Here is an 18595-nt window from a genome sequence, read left to right as displayed (position 1 = left end):
CTTATGGAGCAACCGATGATCCGCGCAATTCTGATTGGCCTGGCCCTGTTCACCTTGACCGCATGCGAAACCGCAAAGGGCGCTGGTAAAGATATCGAAAACGCCGGAGATGCCATCCAGAACGCGGCCGAGGACGTGCAGGAAAACATCTGATCGTGACGGGATGTTGCGTTCAGGCAACGCTTACCCGCAATATGTAGTTGCCACACCGACTCAACCCGAGTAGTGTGCCGGTACAGGTGCATAGACGCGGCATTGCATTTCTGACACTTTGACGGGGTTCTTTTGCGCAAGCGAAAGAACCCCGTTCTGGTCCGGAGGGTGGTGCGTGGTAGCCTGTATGAACCTTGGGTTCTCAAAAAGGAAAAGGCGTCAGGTGCTCAGACGCGGTCTTTGCATGCATCCTTGCGGACACTCCTGACGCCTTGCCGGTCCGTTCCGCCCGAGGGGCTTCCCGGTCCAGTTGCCTCGGCCCCCGAAGGGACATTGGCCACTGCCACACGCGCTATGTCGCGTCGCAGTCCGCGCGGACCTTCTGAGAGGCTGAGCATTTAACCCGAACCGAAGCCCAGACCACCTGCTCCACCACCGGTAAGCCATTGCAACTACAAACAAATCCTAAAATCCGCCTTCGCTGCTGTGGCCCCCTTGGCCCTTGCATCCCGCCCCTGTTCCGAAGATCAGAAGCAGTAACCAGACTGTTACATCAGCGTCATGATCCGGCAAGAAAATAGCACTGCAGCATAAAAATTAGACGGGGATAAGCTGTTGATATCCGCCGGGAGAGCCATGTGGATAACCCGAGAATTCGCGTCATCGCGCAGGCTTGGGGATGGAAAAAGTCAAATATGGATCGCCGGCCAGAATTCGCTTGGTTTCTGCACCTGCGAAGGTCCCGCGCGCTGAATTAGGGGGGTATTGTCCGAGTTGTACAACACTCAAGCCCCCAATCTTTCGAATCGTACAACCGGAGATTCGCCTATGCGCCTGACCATTTCTCAAGCCCGCGCCCGTTTGGGCGAACTGGCCACCTTGTCGCAAGACCCCCGGCAAGTGATCGTGCTGACCCGTTATGGCAAACCGATCGCCGCACTGGTGTCGATGAACGAGGCGCAGCGGATCTGGGAGTTACTGGATGATGACACCATCGGACGCAAACACCCGCTCAGCGGGCTGCGCGGGTGGTGGTCGAAGGGGCGTGGTATTCCGGGGATGGAACCTGGGCCGGACGGTTCTTACCTCACCGCGCGCGACGCCGCGCTGAAGGTCCGCGAGATCCAGATGACCCGTGCCGAGGAACGCCGCATTCTCAAGCGCGGGGGTCTGGACCCTGTCGCGGGCGGCGAGATCGCCGCCCGGCCCGTCGCCTCCCTGTGGAGACAGTTGTTTATGAGAAGCGCTCCGACCTGACCGGGGTACCTACTACTCCTGCCGCAGTCACAAATCTCAGCGGCATTAACCCCCTTTAACATCCGATCGGGCCGGAAACGCTTCAGTTCACCTGACGTTCCAGAACTGTGCTGTAGGTCGTTCCGTTCCGCAGGCTACGGAAATCGGCAAAGATCTTGCCGTCCTCGTACCGCGCATCGATCAACGCATTGGCGCCAATCACCAGCGGGGAAGTTTCAACGATGCCGATCGAGCCAGACCCATCGAGGCTGATGGTTCCGGTGGCCTCGTATTCATTCCATTCAGTGTCGCCATCCCGACGCCACTTGCTGGGCCCCCAGAAGACATTGTCTTCCTGCATCTGGACGTCGAGCATCCATTCGGCCTGATTAAAGCGGGGCTGATCGCCCTTGTAATAATGGCTGGGCTGCACGGTCGTGTAGGACCCGACCCACGTGCCGCGCAGATCCGGTGTGGTATCGGCCAGTGCTGCGGTTCCGAGGGCGAGGGACGTGGCCAGAGCGGCGGCTCCGGCAGTCATGTATCTGGTCATGGGGATCTCCTCCTGAAAGCGACCCTTTGAAGTTCAAAAACGAACATCCTTGCTGTGGCATACAGATTGGGCGGAGGTGCGCCGGTTACAACTTACCTAAGGGAAACTTCATGAACCGGTAATGTTTGCGTCAGGCCCAGGCCAGCGCAGTGCCGAGGATGACCAGACCGATACCTGCCGCCTCGCGATACGAGAAGTTCTCGCCGAACAGAAAGAATGAGGCGATGGCGATCAGAACCACTTCGGCCCCAAGAATGCCGGTATAGATGATGCCCAGCCGTTCCTCGCGCAGAGCGGCGAGTTCGAGCGTGGCCCCGGCCAGCAGGGTCGCGACGATCAGTAGACCAAGACCCACGCCGGGGAGTTTCCACCAGAACTTCATCGCGATCATGGCAACGGAATAAAGGCCTGCTGATCCAAAAGCGATAAGGGGAACAAGCGATGTAGACATAAGGGCCTCCTGCAAAGGTTGCCGTTGGGTCAACTGTAGCAGATGGGCTGATTTAGGGCTGTGAGGTGGGTCACAGTGTGGGTGATGGGTTAAAAACCCATCTTACGTAGGGTGGGTTTTAACCCACCAATACCCTCGTAGGGCGGGCTTCGGCCCGCCGTCTCCATCCGATCCATGGAGTGAATGGCGGGCTGAAGCCCGCCCTACGGTTTATGAATACCGTTCGATCAAAAGAACTGAGGGCAGCGCCGGCCCGAGGGGAGGCGCAAACGCGCCGCCCCATGGGGGCGGGTCGGCGCGGCCCGGCGGTGCCGCCGGGCGGGTGGGTTGTTTCCTAGCCCTTCCCAAATAGAGCTATCAGTTGAACTAAAGTATATTAATTCCTATTTATTTATGCCTAGTTGGCCTTTTTTTGCTGGCACTTGGTCAAATTTGATTGATATTGTCGTTTCAAGGCAGAAAAACTGATTTGAGCGATTATTTTATGGACGTAACCGAGCTTCTTAGGGAGATTCGTGAAACTGCAACGGTCTTTGGCTTAACTAAATGGGAACTCTATGGACTAATCCTGCTGGGGCTCATTGCCTTGAGACTGCCCACAATTCTAAACCATAGACGAGAGATGGCCAAAATTCGGTCAGAATTCAAACTTAATAGTAAAACGTTGGCAGCGAAGATTGAGGCAGAGAAAGAGAAGCGAGAACGTCGAGCGAGAAAGGGGGCTTAGAAAGTGATTACTTCAATTGTAAGCTGGGTGGCATTCAGTGCCGCAATTGTGCTCTCGTTCGGGTTGCTCACGCTGTATGCGCGCGCACGCGCTCTTTCGAACCGTATCTTAGCAGTGTCTTCGAAAGAATTTTTTGAGGCCACCGAAAGCCTAATGACTTCTAGCGACGAACTTCCGGACATCATGCTCGATTTCTTGGAAACCATGAATGCCTCCGCATCTAATGACGGCGGGCACCGTTTCTTGTTGACTGCATTGACTGCTCGAGCGAATGGGAAGTCCGTTGAAGCCAGCATGAAATCAGATATTGACCGCAGTTTCTACAGCATGCGCCCAGAGCTTCAGGATTTGTTCAACAAAGCCGTAATATCTTGGCTGACTTACCTGACTCACCAAAATCTATTCACAATGATCCGCATCTTGATTCAAGTATTAAAACTAAGATCGACCGGTTTGGATCACGCCAAGGCGGAAAAAACGGCGGGGATGAACCTTCTACGTAACCTTAACGCTGGCGCGTGCTAAGGATCTAAGTGACGAAATGTAACCCTGCAGCAATCTCGGCAATGAGATGGCACGGGCAACACGAAAATCGTACGGGCTCAGCCATTCCCTCTCTCATAAATCGCACCGTGTGGGCACGCAGTTGGCTGCACCAACCGCTTTCGCCCACCCGCCGTAAAAATGGACAGCCTTAGCTGTCCATTTTTAAGGCGCTAATAAACGCCTCCTGCGGGATATCGACCTTCCCGAACTGACGCATCTTCTTTTTACCCGCCTTCTGCTTGTCCAGCAGTTTGCGTTTCCGCGTGGCGTCGCCTCCGTAGCATTTGGCGGTCACGTCCTTGCGCAAGGCCGAGAGGGTCTCGCGCGCGATGACCTTGCCTCCGATGGCGGCCTGGATCGGGATTTTGAACATGTGGCGCGGGATCAGGTCCTTGAGCTTTTCGCACATGGCACGGCCCCGCATCTCGGCCCGGTCGCGGTGAACCATGGTCGAAAGCGCATCCACCGGTTCGTCATTCACCAGCACCGACATCTTGACCAGATTATCCTCGGTATAACCGGTCATCTGATAGTCGAACGAGGCATAGCCCTTGGTCACCGATTTCAGGCGGTCGTAGAAGTCAAAGACGACCTCATTCAGCGGCAGGTCATAGACGACCATGGCGCGGGTGCCGGCATAGGTCAGGTCCAGCTGGATGCCGCGGCGGTCCTGGCAGAGTTTCAGCACGTCGCCGAGGTATTCGTCGGGCACCAGAATGGTCGCCTTGATGCGCGGTTCCTCGATATGGTCGACCTTGGACGGGTCGGGCATGTCGGCGGGGTTGTGCAGCTCGATCATCTCGCCGTCTTTCATGTAGACGTGATAGATCACCGACGGCGCGGTGGTGATGAGCTCGATATCATATTCGCGTTCGATGCGGTCTCGGATGACCTCAAGGTGCAGAAGACCGAGGAAGCCGCAGCGGAAGCCAAAGCCAAGTGCTGCCGAGGTTTCCATTTCAAAGCTGAAGCTGGCGTCGTTCAGGGCCAATTTGTCGATCGCGTCGCGCAGGTCTTCGAATTCGGAACTGTCGACGGGGAAGAGGCCACAGAACACCACCGGCTGCGCGGGTTTGAATCCTGTCAGAGCCTCTTCGGTGCCGTTGCGGTCATTGGTGATGGTGTCACCAACACGGGTGTCGCGGACCTGTTTGATCGAAGCGGTCAGGAAGCCGATCTCACCGGGGCCGAGGCTGTCGACCATCTCCATCTCGGGGCGGAAGACACCGACGCGGTCCACATGGTGCAGGGTGTTGTTCGACATGAACTTGACCCGCATCCCCTTTTTCAGCGTGCCGTCCATGATGCGGACCAGAACGATGACGCCGAGATAGGCGTCGTACCACGAATCCACCAGCATCGCCTTGAGCGGCGCGTCCAGATTGCCCTGCGGTGCGGGCAGTTGCTGCACGATGGCCTCGAGCGTTTCGTGGATGCCCTGCCCCGTCTTGGCGCTGACCTGAATGGCGTCGGTCGCGTCGATGCCGATCACATCCTCAATCTGCTCCGCGACGCGGTCACAATCGGACGCTGGCAGGTCGATCTTGTTGAGCACCGGCACGATCTCATGATCGGCGTCGATGGCCTGATACACATTCGCCAGCGTCTGCGCCTCGACCCCTTGGGTCGAGTCGACAACCAGCAGCGAGCCTTCAACCGCGCGCATCGACCGGCTGACCTCATAGGCGAAATCCACGTGGCCGGGGGTGTCGATCAGGTTCAGCACGTATGCCTCGCCATTGTCGGCGGTATAGTCGATGCGAACCGTGTTGGCCTTGATGGTGATGCCACGCTCGCGCTCGATATCCATGCTGTCGAGCAGCTGTTCCTTCATGTCGCGATCCTTGACCGTTCCGGTCTCTTGGATGAGCCGGTCAGCAAGGGTGGATTTGCCATGGTCGATATGCGCGACGATGGAGAAATTGCGGATATGAGCGAGGTCTGTCATGGGATGGGGATATGTAGAGGAATCGTGGGTTGGTCAAGGTGGCACGTTTAGTGTTCGAAGGCTGGATCAACTCCCAAAGGATTAAGATGTCGCAAGTTGATTACGCCGAACTGCTACGTTCCGAATTTGAAGAGCAAAACACCCGAAAATGTACTGGTGTGGCCTTGCGAGCAGCACTACGGGACTTTCCACCTCCGAACTTTGATGGAAATACAGATGTAAGTGACAGATTTCTGTTTCCCAATGGACGGCTCCTCCTACAGTCAATTGTTCATTGGAAATTTCAATGCCCGGAATCCTTTAGCGCGCTGCGGCAGACTTGGTCACAAGTACATCCTGACGATGTGTTACTTTCTGACAGTACCTCATTCCTAGCCGCACAAGCCTCGCACCTTCAAGAGATTGGAAGCGCACAAAAAGCAGTAGATGGAGTGATAGCCTCTTTTGCCACCGCCACAAACCAACATCAATTCTTGACCGCAACGTCAGCTGATCATTGGAGGACGCCTCAAGCCTACTTCGAAGCGGAGGAATTGATTCTAAAGGAATGCCTCAAGGATTTTGGATTGGTAGATGCTAACCTGTTCAATTCCGAACTTTGGAGTAACAAACCAACGATTGTACCTAGCGTCGAAGATAAAAGAAATTTCAGAGGCTTCTTTCAAGAGTCAAGTTACTCATTTTGGCGCTTGTGGCGTCAAAGATTTATTGATGGGAATCCACTGGATTGGGACTTTCAACGCCAGATCGCGTTGATCGAAGATGAAATATGGCGAGAAGGCCCGGGTGCTTTCGCGGCGGAGGTAGCGCGTATTGAGAAGCGTCAAGAAATACGCAGAAGCTTGCACGACCCAGCTGGCGCATCGCGATCGAGGACAACCGAGATTACACAGTCGATTATGCTCAATAGAGATGCTTTGGCCGTGTCCATTGCCGGGTTGATCGAACAAATAGACAGTTTTCGAGAACAGATTAGAGGCTCAAATACTCTGGACGCTGATCTGCGTGCCGAAATTCTAGAATTCGCAGACTATCTCATTACCAAATTTTCCGAACTCAGTGCTGCGCTGCCAGCGCCTAATGGCGAACCCAGCAAAGCTGATGGGGGAGGAATCGCTGTGTGGTTGCGTGATTATAAAGACGAGCTACTGAGCAAACTTACACACTACTCATCTCCGGATAATGTAGCAGGAGCCACTGTACCAACTAGCATTGTTTTGGGCACGACCGGCATTGGTGCCATGCTTGGCCAACCAGTAGCCGGCGCCGTTGTTGGTGGATTAATTACTAATCAAATGAAACCTTCTCAGGCCGCCAAACAGTTGCTGAAACGTCCGGAGGTAGAAGATCTGGGCACCAAGCAATAGTTGTTTTGACCTTAGAAGCGGGCTCTGAAAGCTTCACGATCACTTTTTCGAACCACCCAATTGATCCCGAATCCACTTTGATTCATACTCCGCCGCAGACCGAGAGGGGCATAAGACCCGTCCGGGCAGGCAAAAAACGAGGCTCGAGTATGAAACAGTTCCTCTTAATCGCATTTTGTGCGGCATCGCTGACGTCGGTGGCCCACACAGTGGACGCGGCGCAGATCAAGCGGGCGTGTCTAGCATCAGACCGTGAAGCGGCGACGCGGGCGCGGTGCCGGTGTATTCAGCGCGTGGCGGATCAGGCGCTGACGCGTAGTGATCAGAAGACCGTCGCCAAGTGGTTCACCAACCCGCATCAGGCGCAGGAGTTGAAGATGTCGCAGACCGCGCGCGATGATGCGCTGTGGGATCGGTATCAGAACTTTGGCCAGATGGCGCAAGCGATCTGCAACTGAGCCCTGTCAATCCTTGACCTGATGCCCGCTGCGCCTCAGAAATGGCGCAGCGAAAGGTATGTGCGATGGTGATGAAAGGGCTGACCCTGCGGGGCCTTGAAGTGTTCGAGGCGCTGGCGCGGACCGGATCGGTGGCGCAGGCGGCCGAGATCACGGGGCTCAGCCAGCCCTCGGTGTCCCAGCAGTTGCGCAATCTGGAAAAGGCTTTGGGCACCGATCTGGTGGATCACGGGCGGCGACCGATGCGACTGACACAGGCCGGCCGCAGTTTCCTGGCGCGGGCCGAGGCAGTGCTGGCCGAGTTGCAGATGGCGCAAGGCGAACTGGCGGTGATGGATCTGGGGCATCTGACCACCCTGTCCATCGGCTTGATCGACGATTTCGACAACGACCTGACGCCGCGATTGGCGACATTGCTGGCCGACAGTCTGACCCGGTCGAAATTCAAGCTGATCACGCTGCCCAGTCTGGACCTGTTTGCCGAGCTGGAAGCGCAGCGCCTGCACATGGCGGTCTCGGCCCATTCTGGCGAGGTGCTGGAGGGCGTGGTCGAATATCCGCTGGTGCAGGATCCGTTCATTCTGGTCGCGCCTAAGGGCGTTGCGCAACCAGTGCAGGATCTGCCCTTTCTGCGCTATGCCCGCGAGCAGTTGATCAGCCGTCAGATCGAAAGCCATCTGGCCCGGCAGCAGCTGGAATTCGAGGAACGGTTCGAAATCGGCTCACACCTCGCGCTGATGGCGATGGTTGCGCGCGGCCTCGGCTGGGCGATTACCACGCCGCTGGGCTATATGCGCGCCGCCCGCTTCCACGACGGGATGGAGGCGCACCCTGCCCCGTTCGGTGAGTTCGCACGCACCATTTCCTTGTTTACACGGACCGACTGGTCCGATCAGGTACCGCAGGAAGTGGCCGACATGATCCGACGCCTGATGCGCAGCCAGATCGTTGATCCAGCGATTGCGCAACTGCCGTGGTTAGGTGGTCAGTTGAAGGTGGTGGGGTGACCTGACGCTCCCCAAGGCGTGAAAGGCAGTTTTGTAATCTGGATGACTTTATTGTTAATACTCTGCTTGGTCGTCGGACTTGCATCCACACCTTTCATTATTAAGCGAAAACGCTCCAGAGTTGAGGCGAGGTGCAGTGCCCTTCGGAGAAGCATGGGTCTCATGAATTCTGAAAGAAGACCTTCACTGCCTGCTGAAGATCGGTCAGGAATGTTAGAGTTCTTGGCTTATTCAATGAGCAACCCCGCGCTGTTTGCTTCTCTTGATGATGACATCGCACGCATAAGCGCCCAAGTGGACCGGGATAAGTACAATATCGAACAAATAGTTACCGTGCATTTGACATCAAATTTCTTCGCCTGGCGTGGCCTGAAAAACGACGAGAGTATAATCAACGATCTCTCGACGCTCGGCGATCTGATTAGATGTATGCTCTACACTATTAAGCCAGAGAAATGGAGCTCAGCGCCTACCAAGACGAATAAGCTATCTCCGTTGTCCGATGACGAAATTCGCTCGCTTTATCAACTTAAGATGTTTGGGAGTCATTTTGGCAACGAGAAAAGTAGCCTTGAAAGATCTAAATGGCTCAAAGGAATTGCGATAGCTCAAGCCTTTGGCAATTTGGGGGCTGTTCTTGAACAACGAGAAGCATCCATCCGGGATAGAGCAAGCGCGTCTTCGGATTGGCTTCAACGGGTTGGAGGGAGCGATTCCGCAATGCACCTTCTAAAGGATGGATGGCTGCCGTTCCTCAAATCACTGGAACACCCTGATATCCGGCTCTGGAATGAGATCGTTACCGATTTCGAAGAATTTGAAGGTGATCGCTTAGAGGCCGCTTTCTGGATTTTGGAACAACCCGAATGTGACCGGTTAACTGCATGGCACTTTATTGTTGGCACGATCTCTTGGGAAGTTCTGGACTGGGATCTGAAGATGCAAAAGGAGCGAAGAGAAACAACGCTCCAAGATGCGTTCGAAGCGGTATTAAAAAGATGGAATACCGGCTTTTATCGATACCACTCGCTGTCTTATCCACAGAAAGAGGAGGATGAGGGTCATCACGGTTTTGATGGCAGCACCATTTTTGACCTGCTTACTGCCTTAGAGCACAGGTTGGACCTTCCTCCATTTACACGCCCGAGCCAATTAGACCAGGATTTAGGCAACCCGACCGACGATCTTTCAAGGTCGGTTTCGGTTGGGCTTAGGTATTGTCATCAAGAAGGGCTATGTCTTCAGCGCGGTCGTGACTGGCATGTACCCGCCTGGCATCCAGCATCCGCGATTGAGAATTAGATTTTGGAACCACTAGAGCAGGGCGTATTCGCGCAATGATGCAGCCCACAGCCGAATTGAGGCTGCGTATTTTGAACCTAATTGTGAACATATGCGACTGTGCGAATTCAAGGTGCTAAATCTCGTGATCGTCGCTGATCCTTAATCGCTTTCTCAAACAGGACGAAACTGGTTATTGAAACGAAGTGCGAAGACGCGCATCCAGCCCCGCCACGGCCTCTTCGATCAGGTCCAGAACGCCGTCGAAATCTCCGGTGTAGTACGGGTCAGGCACATGGTCGGCACCGATATGGGGGGCGAAATCGGTCAACAGGCGGACCGGGGTGTCGTTGCCGTCCGGGCGCAAATCTTCGATGTTCGCGATGTTTTCTGCGTCCATTCCGATGATAAGGTCGAAGTGGTTGAAATCCTCGGCCACGAACTGGCGCGCGCGTAGGTCGCTGAGGTCGATATCACGCGCGCGGGCGGCCTTTTGCATTGGGCCGTAAGGCGGGTCTCCGATATGCCAGCCCGAGGTTCCGGCGCTGTCGGTCTGGTGATGCGGGGCGCGGGCGCGAAAAGCACCCTCGGCGGCGGGGGACCGGCAGATATTGCCCAGGCAGACGAAAAGGATACGGTGTGACATAAGAGAGGTTTAGCGCGTGGGACAGGTATGGAAAAGATCGTCATTCTGACCGGGGCCGGGATTTCCGCCGAAAGCGGGTTGGGTACGTTCCGCGATGAAGGGGGCCTGTGGACGCAGCACCGAATCGAGGATGTGGCCACGCCCGAGGGCTTTGCCCGCAATCCGTCGCTGGTGCATCAGTTTTACAATGCCCGCCGAGTACAGGCCGCCAAGGCGCAACCCAACGCGGCGCATCAGGCGCTGGCCCGGTTGCAGCAGGGCTGGCCTGGAGAGGTGATCCTTGTCACCCAGAATGTCGACAGCCTGCACGAGGCAGGTGGGGCCGCGCATGTGATCCATATGCATGGCACCTTGGCTGGGGCTTTGTGTGCGGCGTGCGGATATCGTTGGGCTTCGCCACCCGAAATGGATGTGGGTGAGCCCTGCCCCTCCTGTCACCAGCCCTCGGCCCGGCCCGACGTGGTATGGTTCGGCGAGATGCCATATTTCATGGATGAGATCTACGACCATCTGATGGAAGCATCGCTGTTCGCCTCGATCGGCACCTCGGGGCAGGTTTATCCGGCGGCAGGGTTTGTACAAGAGGCGCGGGCCGTGGGCGCGCGGACGATCGAATTGAACCTTGAGCCATCCGCCGGAATATTTGATGAAACCCGGCTGGGGCCAGCCTCGGAGGCAGTACCGCGCTGGGTCGATGAGCTGTTGGCGCGAGGCAGCACGCGATAGGGGCAGACAGCGGCGCGTCTTCCCGTCTATGGTGCAGAAAACGCAAACCCGAGTGAGTGACATGACCGATCTACCGCCCAAAGACGGAGAAATCCTTGACGACAGCAGTATCGACGCGCGCGATACGTTAAGTACCAATCTGGCCAGCCTGTGGTGGACCTTTCTGCTGCGTGGAATTCTCGCAGGTCTGATCGGGATTGCAGCGCTGTTCTGGCCGACCAGCAGCATCTCATTATTGCTGCGATTGGTAGGGGCGCTGCTGATTCTGGATGGCGCGCTGACCTGGCTGGGTTTTGGGCGGCGCGGGCTGATCGGAGGCGTCGGGATCGGTGCCGCGCTGATCGGTTTGGTGTTGCTGATCTGGCCACAGGGCGTGGCCTGGCTGGCCTTCACCCTCTTGGGGGCGATTGCGCTGTTCGTTGCGATCGGCTCGTTCATGGCGCTGCCGCAAATGCATCCACAAGACCCCGAGCGCGCAACGGTGCGTAATTCAGGTATCTTCGCACTCATCGTCGGGCTGGTGCTGATCTTCTGGCCCGGCAGCGGCATGGTGGCGTTGGGCTGGGCAATTGCCTTCTTCGCGCTGACCTCGGCGGTGGTGATGTTCTTTCTGGCGGCACGGTTCAAAAAAGCGGGCGATCGATTGGAGATGAAAACCGTCAATAGATGACGCAACAGGCCGGGCATTGCCCGGCCTGACGTATGGATGATGGCTGTACCACAGCCTGAAGACAGGCGTTAGTTCGAATGGCCGCCTTTGTCCTGGCGCTCAAGATCGACCGGGATCTCGACCGCGACCTCTCCGGCGTTTTCGAAGATCAGTGTGACGGGAACGCTCCCTCCCTGTTCGAAGGGCGCTGTCAGGCCCATGAACATGACGTGATCACCGCCGCGTTTCAGCATGTGGGTTTCGCCCGCCGGAATGGCGAAGCCTTCCTTCACATGCACCATCTTGGCGACACCGTTTTCGTCAACCTTATGAGTGTGCAGTTCCACACGGGCAGCCGCATCCGAGGTCACGCCGATCAGGCGGTCATCGGTATCGCCTTGATTCTGGATAATCATGAAGGCGGCACCCGCCTTCGCGGTTTTGCCCGAAGACCGTGCATAAGGGTCTTCGACCGAGATGGTATCGGCAGCCAGCGCCGCACCGGTCAGCGAAAAGGTAGTCAGGACTGCAAGCAGGCTGGATTTGAGGGTCATTGTGCCTCTCCTTGGTAACTGTCTGATAGAGTTTGGAAACTGGAATCAGGCAGAAACCGGCGGGGCACGAGCTGGGTGTCGCGGCAGCGGCGCGGCAATCAGATGCTGGGAAAGGAGCGACGGCGCGGGGAGCGCGCGCGGCGGGGCCGGAGGTACGGCAACCGAGGCTTCATGGATCGCGCCCAGCAGGTTGAGCGCATAGTCAGGGCAGTATTGCGGTGCGCGGGTCGGTTGGCCGTCTTCGTCCATATAGACGACGACCGGCCCGCTGCCGGTGCACAAAACCATCTGCCCGACCGCGCGCTCCATACCCCGCGACACGGCCAGTCCCTGCCCGGTGAGGATCACCATCAGGGACAGCGCATAAGGCAGAAATGTGCGGAAAAAGCCTGTCATGTCAGCTTGGTATATACGCCGCCCGCTGAACCGGCTTCAAGCGCAAAGCAGTGGCTGAGACAGTATGGCCTAGCTCAGCTTTTCGGCGGCCTGAACGCCTCGGCATTCATCCCCGTATGCAGTCGGTTTACCCGGCGCTGCATCCGGGTGCAGCGGATCACAGCTTTTGCAATTGATCGTGGCAGTAAAAACAGAAAATTCTTTGCTTTGAGTGACATGGTAACCCCCTCAACATGAATATGCATAAACATATGCGATATTCAGCAGGCGTTCTGTGAACAACGTCACGAAGCGGGGCGTTTTATTACCATTTCAGAGACAATCATTCGCACAGGGGCAGCGAATGCAAAAAAGAAAAGCCCCACACCGCAGGGTGCAGGGCTGAATTCTTGCGTGAGAAAGCGCTTAGGCCGAGGCTTGTGCCTTGGCGATTTCTTTCTTCACTTTCAGGGCGTTCGCCGACAGCTCGTCATCCTTGGCTTTAGCCAGGAACGCGTCCAGACCACCGCGGTGGTCAACCGAGCGCAGGGCAGCTGCCGAGATGCGCAGCTTGACGCCACGACCCAGAGTTTCCGACTGCAGGGTAACGTCGTTCAGGTTGGGCAGAAAACGGCGACGAGTTCTGTTTTTGGCGTGGCTGACATTGTTGCCAGTCATCGGGCCTTTTCCGGTCAGTTCGCAACGGCGCGACATGGTTTCTTCCTTTGTTTCTAGAGGCCGGGTACAAGACCCGCGGCCAAATCACAAGGGGCGCAACCCGAAGTCGCGCCCGAAAACTGGTTGGATGCGTTTAGTGGGAATCGCGCGAAGGGTCAAGACGGCTGCGGCGAAATCTTTGCACCCGAGTTGAATTCATTTGAGGTCAAGATCGGGGACATCCGCAACAGCGGCTTGTTATTCTTCAAATGCCGTGTGATCAACTGCGCTTGCAGCCGCCCGCCGGGGATCATGCGGGCCGGGTCGGCGCGGTAGTCAAGGTCTGTCAGTTCGGGAAAAATCTCGAATATCTCGCGACGCGACGCGGCGCTCAGCATTTTCAGCGCTTCGGGGCCGGTATAGAGGCTTTCGGTTGGCGCATCCTCGGCAAAGATCACCTGATGGCGGTCGAACAGCAGGTGGTAATACTCGACGCTTTCCACGCCTTCATCAATGTAGATATCCGGCATTGCAGTGAGTTTGATGGCCGGAATCAGCACCTCGGTCGTGCCGAACATGCGTTGAGCGATCTTTGAGTGCACCAGCATCCGATGCTGGCGCGAGACCAGCAGATCGCGATGCGGCAGCCCCTCGCCCAATGCCCCTGCAAGGATACGCACAGGCCAGAGTCTGGGGTTGGCTTCAAGCTGGAAGCGATCAAATTCGCGCCGCCCGATCCAACGGATCGGGTGTAGGCCGTGCCCAAGAGTGTGGACCAGATCACCAGTGCGCAACGACTGGATCAGGGACCGCCCATCCTGTGTCGTGATCAATGTATCGCGCGTGAAACAGGGCATACCCGACCCGTTCTCGAACGCTGAATACGTGACGGTGATGCCTGAAGGCAGGGTAAATGTGCCGCTCGAGACTGAATAACCAACCCCGTCTTCGACCGTAATCACCCCGAAAGTATCGTCCGTGATAACAGTGCCCTCAGGGAGGTTCAGTGTGTCGGTTCCGCTGCCGCCGCGAATGTCACCCGACACCGTGGTGCTGGTGAAATTCAGCGTGTCATTACCGGCACCAAGCCGGATATCGCCGACGGTTGACCCCCTGATATCAACCGTATCCGCATCGGACCCGCTAGCGATGCGCCCGCCAACCGCGCTGTTGGTAACAATGATCGTGTCGGTGCCTGCATTGCCCAGGACATTGTTGGCAATGGTGCTATTGGTGATGGTGATATCGTCATCGCCGCCACGGCCACGGATACCGGTCACCGGAGGCGTCGCCGGGTTTCCGTTCAGAGTACCGTTGTCATTTGTGACATCGATATCGTCGTCGCCGTTGGTACCATTGATATTGGGCATTCTGACGTGTCCCGTTCCTCGGAGAATCCGGGCACGATCCGAGCTGACCAAGCCCTTTCTCAACCCGGTTCAAACGCAGTGACTTACACTCAAACACAACAATATATGTAGCCTTAATACACGATTAGCGGTCAGCGCACCAGCCGCGCACGCATCATACCGCCAGAGTGTTACGCGTCGGACAGCCCGGAGAGGATTTGTTCGGCCGCCGCCGATGGGCTGAGGTGGCCCGCACTGACCTGAGCGCCAAGATCGCTCATCCGACTGCGCATCTGTGGCGTTTCGAGACGCGCAAGCAATGCGTGGCGTACCTCTTGCTCGAACCAGTATTGTGCCTGTGTGGCGCGGTTCAATACCCAATGCCCGGCTTCGCGCCGCCAAGTGGTCAGGGCCTGCATTTCGTCCCAGGCCTGTTCCAGCCCATGCTCTTCAACCGCTGAAACCGTCATGGCCTTGGGAAACCCTTCGGGGTCCTGTGGGCGCTTGCGCAACAGACGCAGCGCGCCCGCGTAATCGGCGCAGGTGCGGGTGGCAGTCGCTTTCAGGTCGCCATCGGCCTTGTTGATCAGGATCATGTCGGCCATCTCCATGATGCCGCGCTTGACGCCCTGCAACTCATCTCCGCCCGCCGGGGCCAGCAGCAGCAGGAACAGGTCAGACATCTCGGCCACAACGGTTTCCGATTGGCCCACACCCACGGTTTCAATCAGCACGACGTCAAAACCAGCCGCCTCACAAAGTGCAATCGCTTCGCGTGTGCGGCGCGCCACGCCACCAAGATGGCTCTGGCTGGGGGACGGGCGGATAAAGGCGTTTTTCTCGCGGCTCAGCCGCTCCATGCGGGTTTTGTCGCCCAGAATCGAGCCCCCCGAACGGGCCGAGCTGGGGTCAACTGCAAGAACCGCAACGCGCAGCCCCTGCCCCGTCAGCATCATGCCGAAGCTTTCGATAAAGGTCGATTTGCCTACACCCGGCGTGCCCGACAGGCCGATCCGCAAAGCCTGGCGTCCGGCGCCGCTCAATTGATCCAGCAGCGCAGTTGCCTGCGCTCGATGATCTTCACGCCCGCTTTCGACCAGTGTGATCGCACGGGCCAATGCCCTGCGCTCTCCGTTCAAGATCCTGTCGCCAAGCTCGGCAATGTTCATCGGTAAGTCCCCGGCTGGAATTTGCCCTAGATGAGGGGGGATGACCCGGTTTGTCCAGCCCCAACCGGAGCCGAGATTGGCGACGCTGGACCTTGGCCGAGGCTTTGGCGATAAGGCGATATGACCCGGTTGCCCATTGATGACGCCATTCCCGATATTCTGAACGCCTTGCGAACGCATGGGCGCGCGGTGCTGCAGGCGCCGCCGGGTGCGGGCAAGACAACCCGCGTGCCGCTTGAGATGCTGCAGGCCGGTCTGTGTGAGGGCCGGATCGTCATGCTGGAACCCCGGCGGCTGGCCGCCCGTGCCGCCGCCGAACGCATGGCCGAGACGCTGGGTGAACCCGTGGGCCAGACCGTGGGCTATCGTGTCCGTGGAGACGTGAAAGTTTCAAAGGCGACGCGCATCGAGGTTGTGACCGAAGGTATCCTGACACGGATGCTGCAATCCGAACCTGACCTGCCCGGCGTAGGTGCTGTGATATTCGATGAATTCCACGAACGGTCCCTGAACGCCGATCTTGGGCTTGCACTGTGCCTTGAGGTGACTGGAGCGTTGCGCGATGACCTGATCTTGCTGGCGATGTCCGCGACGCTGGATGCTGAACCGGTGGGCCAGCTGATGAACGCGCCTCTGGTGACATCCGAAGGGCGCAGCTATCCGGTCGAGACCCGCTGGTTGGACCGGCCTTTGGGGCCGCAGGCGCGGCGACTGGACGCGCTGATCGATCTGGTGGTGCGAGCCGAACGGGAAACCAAAGGGGGCATGCTGGTGTTCCTGCCCGGTGAAGGTGAAATTCGGCGGGCCGAGGCGGCTTTGGCCAGCCGTCTACCCGACACCTGTTCAGTGCGGCCTTTGTTCGGAGCACTGCCCTTTGCCGCCCAGCGCGCGGCGATTGCGCCGGTTAAGCAAGGTCGCAAGGTGGTTCTGGCGACGTCGATTGCCGAAACCTCGCTGACTATTCCCGATATCCGCGTGGTGGTCGATATGGGGCAAGCCCGGCGGGCGCGGTTCGATCCCGGATCAGGCATGTCGCGGCTGGTGACCGAGCGGGTGACGCGGGCCGAAGCGACGCAGCGCGCAGGCCGTGCGGGGCGTGTGGCCGAAGGTGTCTGCTATCGGTTGTGGTCCAAGGGCGAAGAAGGTGCACTAGCCGCCTACCCGCCTGCCGAGATCGAGGCAGCCGATCTGACCGGGCTGGCGTTAGAATTGTCGCTCTGGGGCGCAGAACCGGGTGATCTTGCGTTTCTGACCGCGCCGCCCGAAGGCACGCTGGCTGAGGCGCGCGCGTTGCTGGCGATGCTGGGTGCCCTGGATGGCAAAGGTCGGATCACCGAACATGGGCGGGCGCTGGCGGCGCTGCCGCTGCATCCTCGGCTGGGGCATATGTTGCTGCACGCAGGACCTGAGGCCGCGGCACTGGCGGCGCTGATGGCGGAACGCGATCCGCTAAGGGGCGCTCCGGTCGATCTGTCTTTGAGGCTTGAGGTGCTGCGGGACGTGCGCGCGTTTCAGCGCAATCGGGCCTGGCAGGTCAACATGGGCGCGCTGGATCGGATCAAGGGCGAAGCAAAGCGGTTGCGCGCGCAATCTAAGGATGCGGGCGGTCTGAGCCCGGCAGCGATGGCGGCGCTGGCCTATCCCGATCGCATCGGACAGCGACGCAAGGGAGATGTCCCGCGTTATGTCCTGTCGGGTGGCAAAGGCGTCGTGCTGGAAGCCGGTGATACGCTGGCGGGTGCACCTTATCTTGTGGTGACGGATACGGATGGGAACCCGCGTGAAGCGCGCGTGCGCATGGCAGCGCAGATTTCCGAGGGGGAAATTCGCGATCTATTCGGCGATCAGATCGCGTGGGTCGACAGCTGCGACTGGTCGAAACGCGAACGCCGTGTCGTGGCGCGCAGGCAAGAGCGGTTCGGAGCGATCACGCTGGACGACCGCATCTGGAAAGATGTCCCCGAGGATGCATTGGCGCGGGCGATGTTGGACGGGGTGCGCGATCTGGGTGTGCGGCTGAACGGGGCCGCAGCGCGATTGGCCGCTCGGGTCGAGTTGATCCGCGCGGAAGGCGCTGATCTGCCGGACTTCTCGGAAACCGGGCTGATGGATACGCTGGAAGACTGGCTGCTGCCGATGCTCTCGGGCGTGCGCAATGCCGATGACTGGAAGCGGTTCGACCTGCTGCCCGCGCTGCGCGCCCGGCTGGACTGGGACCAGATGCATGAACTGGATCGGCGGGCGCCGGGCTCGTTTGTGACTCCGTTGGGCCGCAAGCTGCCAATTGACTATGGCGGTGCGGTGCCCGAAATCTCGGTTCGGCTACAAGAGGTATTCGGCGTTACGCAACATCCGGTGGTTGGGGGCGAGCCTTTGAAGATCACGCTGCTGTCACCGGCCCAGCGACCGATCCAGATCACCCGTGATCTGCCCGGATTCTGGGCCGGGTCATATGCCGAAGTGCGCAAGGACATGCGGGCGCAGTACCCAAAACATCCCTGGCCCGAAGATCCAACTCAGGCGGATCCGACGCTGCGCGCGAAGCGGCGCAAAGGCTGAGTTGATCAGGTGGGCGTAAATAAGCCTCATTGGCGGAAACAGTGCAAAGCGCACAAATTGCTGCAAAAATACACGAAACACTGAAAGTTCAGGCCATATTTTGCGGTTATCCGAGGGCGGTATTGTTAACTCAGCAATACATGATTATGTAACTTTTTCGAATTACAAAAAGAACACGCCCGAG

General features: G+C 57.9%; 19 protein-coding genes. 10 read left to right on the top strand and 9 right to left on the bottom strand.

Annotation, left to right across the window (positions count from 1 at the left end; all coding sequences use genetic code 11):
* The first annotated feature begins 15 nt into the window (after window positions 1-15).
* Together ACR0BT_RS16075 and ACR0BT_RS16070 are read left to right on the top strand one after the other, a co-directional pair.
* Window positions 16-153 carry an entericidin A/B family lipoprotein gene (locus ACR0BT_RS16075; RefSeq protein WP_010443271.1) on the top strand — a complete coding sequence of 46 codons (138 nt, stop codon included), beginning with the start codon at window positions 16-18 and terminating at the stop codon, window positions 151-153.
* A gap of 828 nt (window positions 154-981) precedes the next feature.
* Entirely contained in the window at window positions 982-1410 is a 429-nt protein-coding gene (locus ACR0BT_RS16070; protein WP_480763585.1) for a hypothetical protein, read from the top strand.
* Between the two features lie 82 nt (window positions 1411-1492).
* Here the strand turns inward: ACR0BT_RS16070 and ACR0BT_RS16065 are convergent, their stop codons facing one another.
* Window positions 1493-1942, bottom strand: coding sequence for a hypothetical protein (locus tag ACR0BT_RS16065; RefSeq protein WP_170466098.1), 450 nt, complete (start codon window positions 1940-1942; stop codon window positions 1493-1495).
* A 130-nt stretch (window positions 1943-2072) separates the two neighbouring features.
* Entirely contained in the window at window positions 2073-2393 is a 321-nt protein-coding gene (locus tag ACR0BT_RS16060) for a hypothetical protein (RefSeq protein ID WP_170397195.1), read from the bottom strand.
* A 754-nt stretch (window positions 2394-3147) separates the two neighbouring features.
* Here ACR0BT_RS16060 and ACR0BT_RS16055 point away from each other — a divergent pair.
* On the top strand, window positions 3148-3645 hold the full coding sequence (locus ACR0BT_RS16055) for a hypothetical protein (protein ID WP_480763584.1): 498 nt from the start codon (window positions 3148-3150) through the stop codon (window positions 3643-3645).
* Between the two features lie 169 nt (window positions 3646-3814).
* On the opposite strand, the gene lepA is transcribed toward ACR0BT_RS16055, so the two are convergent.
* On the bottom strand, window positions 3815-5614 hold the full coding sequence (gene lepA / locus ACR0BT_RS16050) for a translation elongation factor 4 (protein WP_170397199.1): 1800 nt from the start codon (window positions 5612-5614) through the stop codon (window positions 3815-3817).
* Between the two features lie 86 nt (window positions 5615-5700).
* On the opposite strand from lepA, the gene ACR0BT_RS16045 reads away from it, so the two are divergent.
* The 4 genes from ACR0BT_RS16045 (at window position 5701) to ACR0BT_RS16030 (ending at window position 9748) form a co-directional block, all read left to right on the top strand.
* Window positions 5701-6981, top strand: coding sequence for a hypothetical protein (locus ACR0BT_RS16045; RefSeq protein WP_480763583.1), 1281 nt, complete (start codon window positions 5701-5703; stop codon window positions 6979-6981).
* 149 nt (window positions 6982-7130) lie between these two features.
* Complete coding sequence (locus ACR0BT_RS16040) at window positions 7131-7439, top strand: hypothetical protein (protein WP_170404173.1); 309 nt, start codon at window positions 7131-7133, stop codon at window positions 7437-7439.
* A 65-nt stretch (window positions 7440-7504) separates the two neighbouring features.
* Window positions 7505-8446, top strand: coding sequence for a LysR family transcriptional regulator (locus ACR0BT_RS16035; protein ID WP_170397757.1), 942 nt, complete (start codon window positions 7505-7507; stop codon window positions 8444-8446).
* A 162-nt stretch (window positions 8447-8608) separates the two neighbouring features.
* Window positions 8609-9748, top strand: coding sequence for a hypothetical protein (locus tag ACR0BT_RS16030; RefSeq protein WP_170564796.1), 1140 nt, complete (start codon window positions 8609-8611; stop codon window positions 9746-9748).
* 172 nt (window positions 9749-9920) lie between these two features.
* Here the strand turns inward: ACR0BT_RS16030 and ACR0BT_RS16025 are convergent, their stop codons facing one another.
* Window positions 9921-10373: a low molecular weight protein-tyrosine-phosphatase gene (locus ACR0BT_RS16025; protein WP_480763582.1), complete on the bottom strand. Its 453-nt coding sequence runs from the start codon at window positions 10371-10373 to the stop codon at window positions 9921-9923.
* Between the two features lie 27 nt (window positions 10374-10400).
* On the opposite strand from ACR0BT_RS16025, the gene ACR0BT_RS16020 reads away from it, so the two are divergent.
* Entirely contained in the window at window positions 10401-11099 is a 699-nt protein-coding gene (locus ACR0BT_RS16020; RefSeq protein ID WP_170511307.1) for an NAD-dependent deacylase, read from the top strand.
* Between the two features lie 61 nt (window positions 11100-11160).
* Window positions 11161-11769, top strand: coding sequence for an HdeD family acid-resistance protein (locus ACR0BT_RS16015; RefSeq protein WP_480763581.1), 609 nt, complete (start codon window positions 11161-11163; stop codon window positions 11767-11769).
* A gap of 68 nt (window positions 11770-11837) precedes the next feature.
* Here the strand turns inward: ACR0BT_RS16015 and ACR0BT_RS16010 are convergent, their stop codons facing one another.
* From ACR0BT_RS16010 to meaB, 5 genes are all read right to left on the bottom strand, one after another.
* Window positions 11838-12302, bottom strand: coding sequence for a copper chaperone PCu(A)C (locus tag ACR0BT_RS16010; RefSeq protein WP_170647588.1), 465 nt, complete (start codon window positions 12300-12302; stop codon window positions 11838-11840).
* A 45-nt stretch (window positions 12303-12347) separates the two neighbouring features.
* On the bottom strand, window positions 12348-12698 hold the full coding sequence (locus ACR0BT_RS16005; protein WP_170733230.1) for a glycosyltransferase family protein: 351 nt from the start codon (window positions 12696-12698) through the stop codon (window positions 12348-12350).
* Between the two features lie 405 nt (window positions 12699-13103).
* Window positions 13104-13391: a 50S ribosomal protein L28 gene (gene rpmB / locus ACR0BT_RS16000; RefSeq protein WP_008756960.1), complete on the bottom strand. Its 288-nt coding sequence runs from the start codon at window positions 13389-13391 to the stop codon at window positions 13104-13106.
* A gap of 119 nt (window positions 13392-13510) precedes the next feature.
* Complete coding sequence (locus ACR0BT_RS15995; RefSeq protein ID WP_480763580.1) at window positions 13511-14704, bottom strand: Hint domain-containing protein; 1194 nt, start codon at window positions 14702-14704, stop codon at window positions 13511-13513.
* Between the two features lie 170 nt (window positions 14705-14874).
* Window positions 14875-15852, bottom strand: a complete 978-nt coding sequence (meaB, locus tag ACR0BT_RS15990) for a methylmalonyl Co-A mutase-associated GTPase MeaB (RefSeq protein WP_170424219.1) — start codon at window positions 15850-15852, stop codon at window positions 14875-14877.
* Between the two features lie 120 nt (window positions 15853-15972).
* Here meaB and hrpB point away from each other — a divergent pair, with 120 nt between their 5' ends.
* A complete protein-coding gene (gene hrpB, locus ACR0BT_RS15985) occupies window positions 15973-18411 on the top strand; it encodes an ATP-dependent helicase HrpB (RefSeq protein WP_480763579.1) in 2439 nt (812 codons plus the stop codon).
* Window positions 18412-18595: the final 184 nt, after the last annotated feature.

It is taken from the genome of Ruegeria sp. CJ6, assembly GCF_056536665.1.
This window is presented reverse-complemented; position numbering and strand designations above follow the sequence as displayed.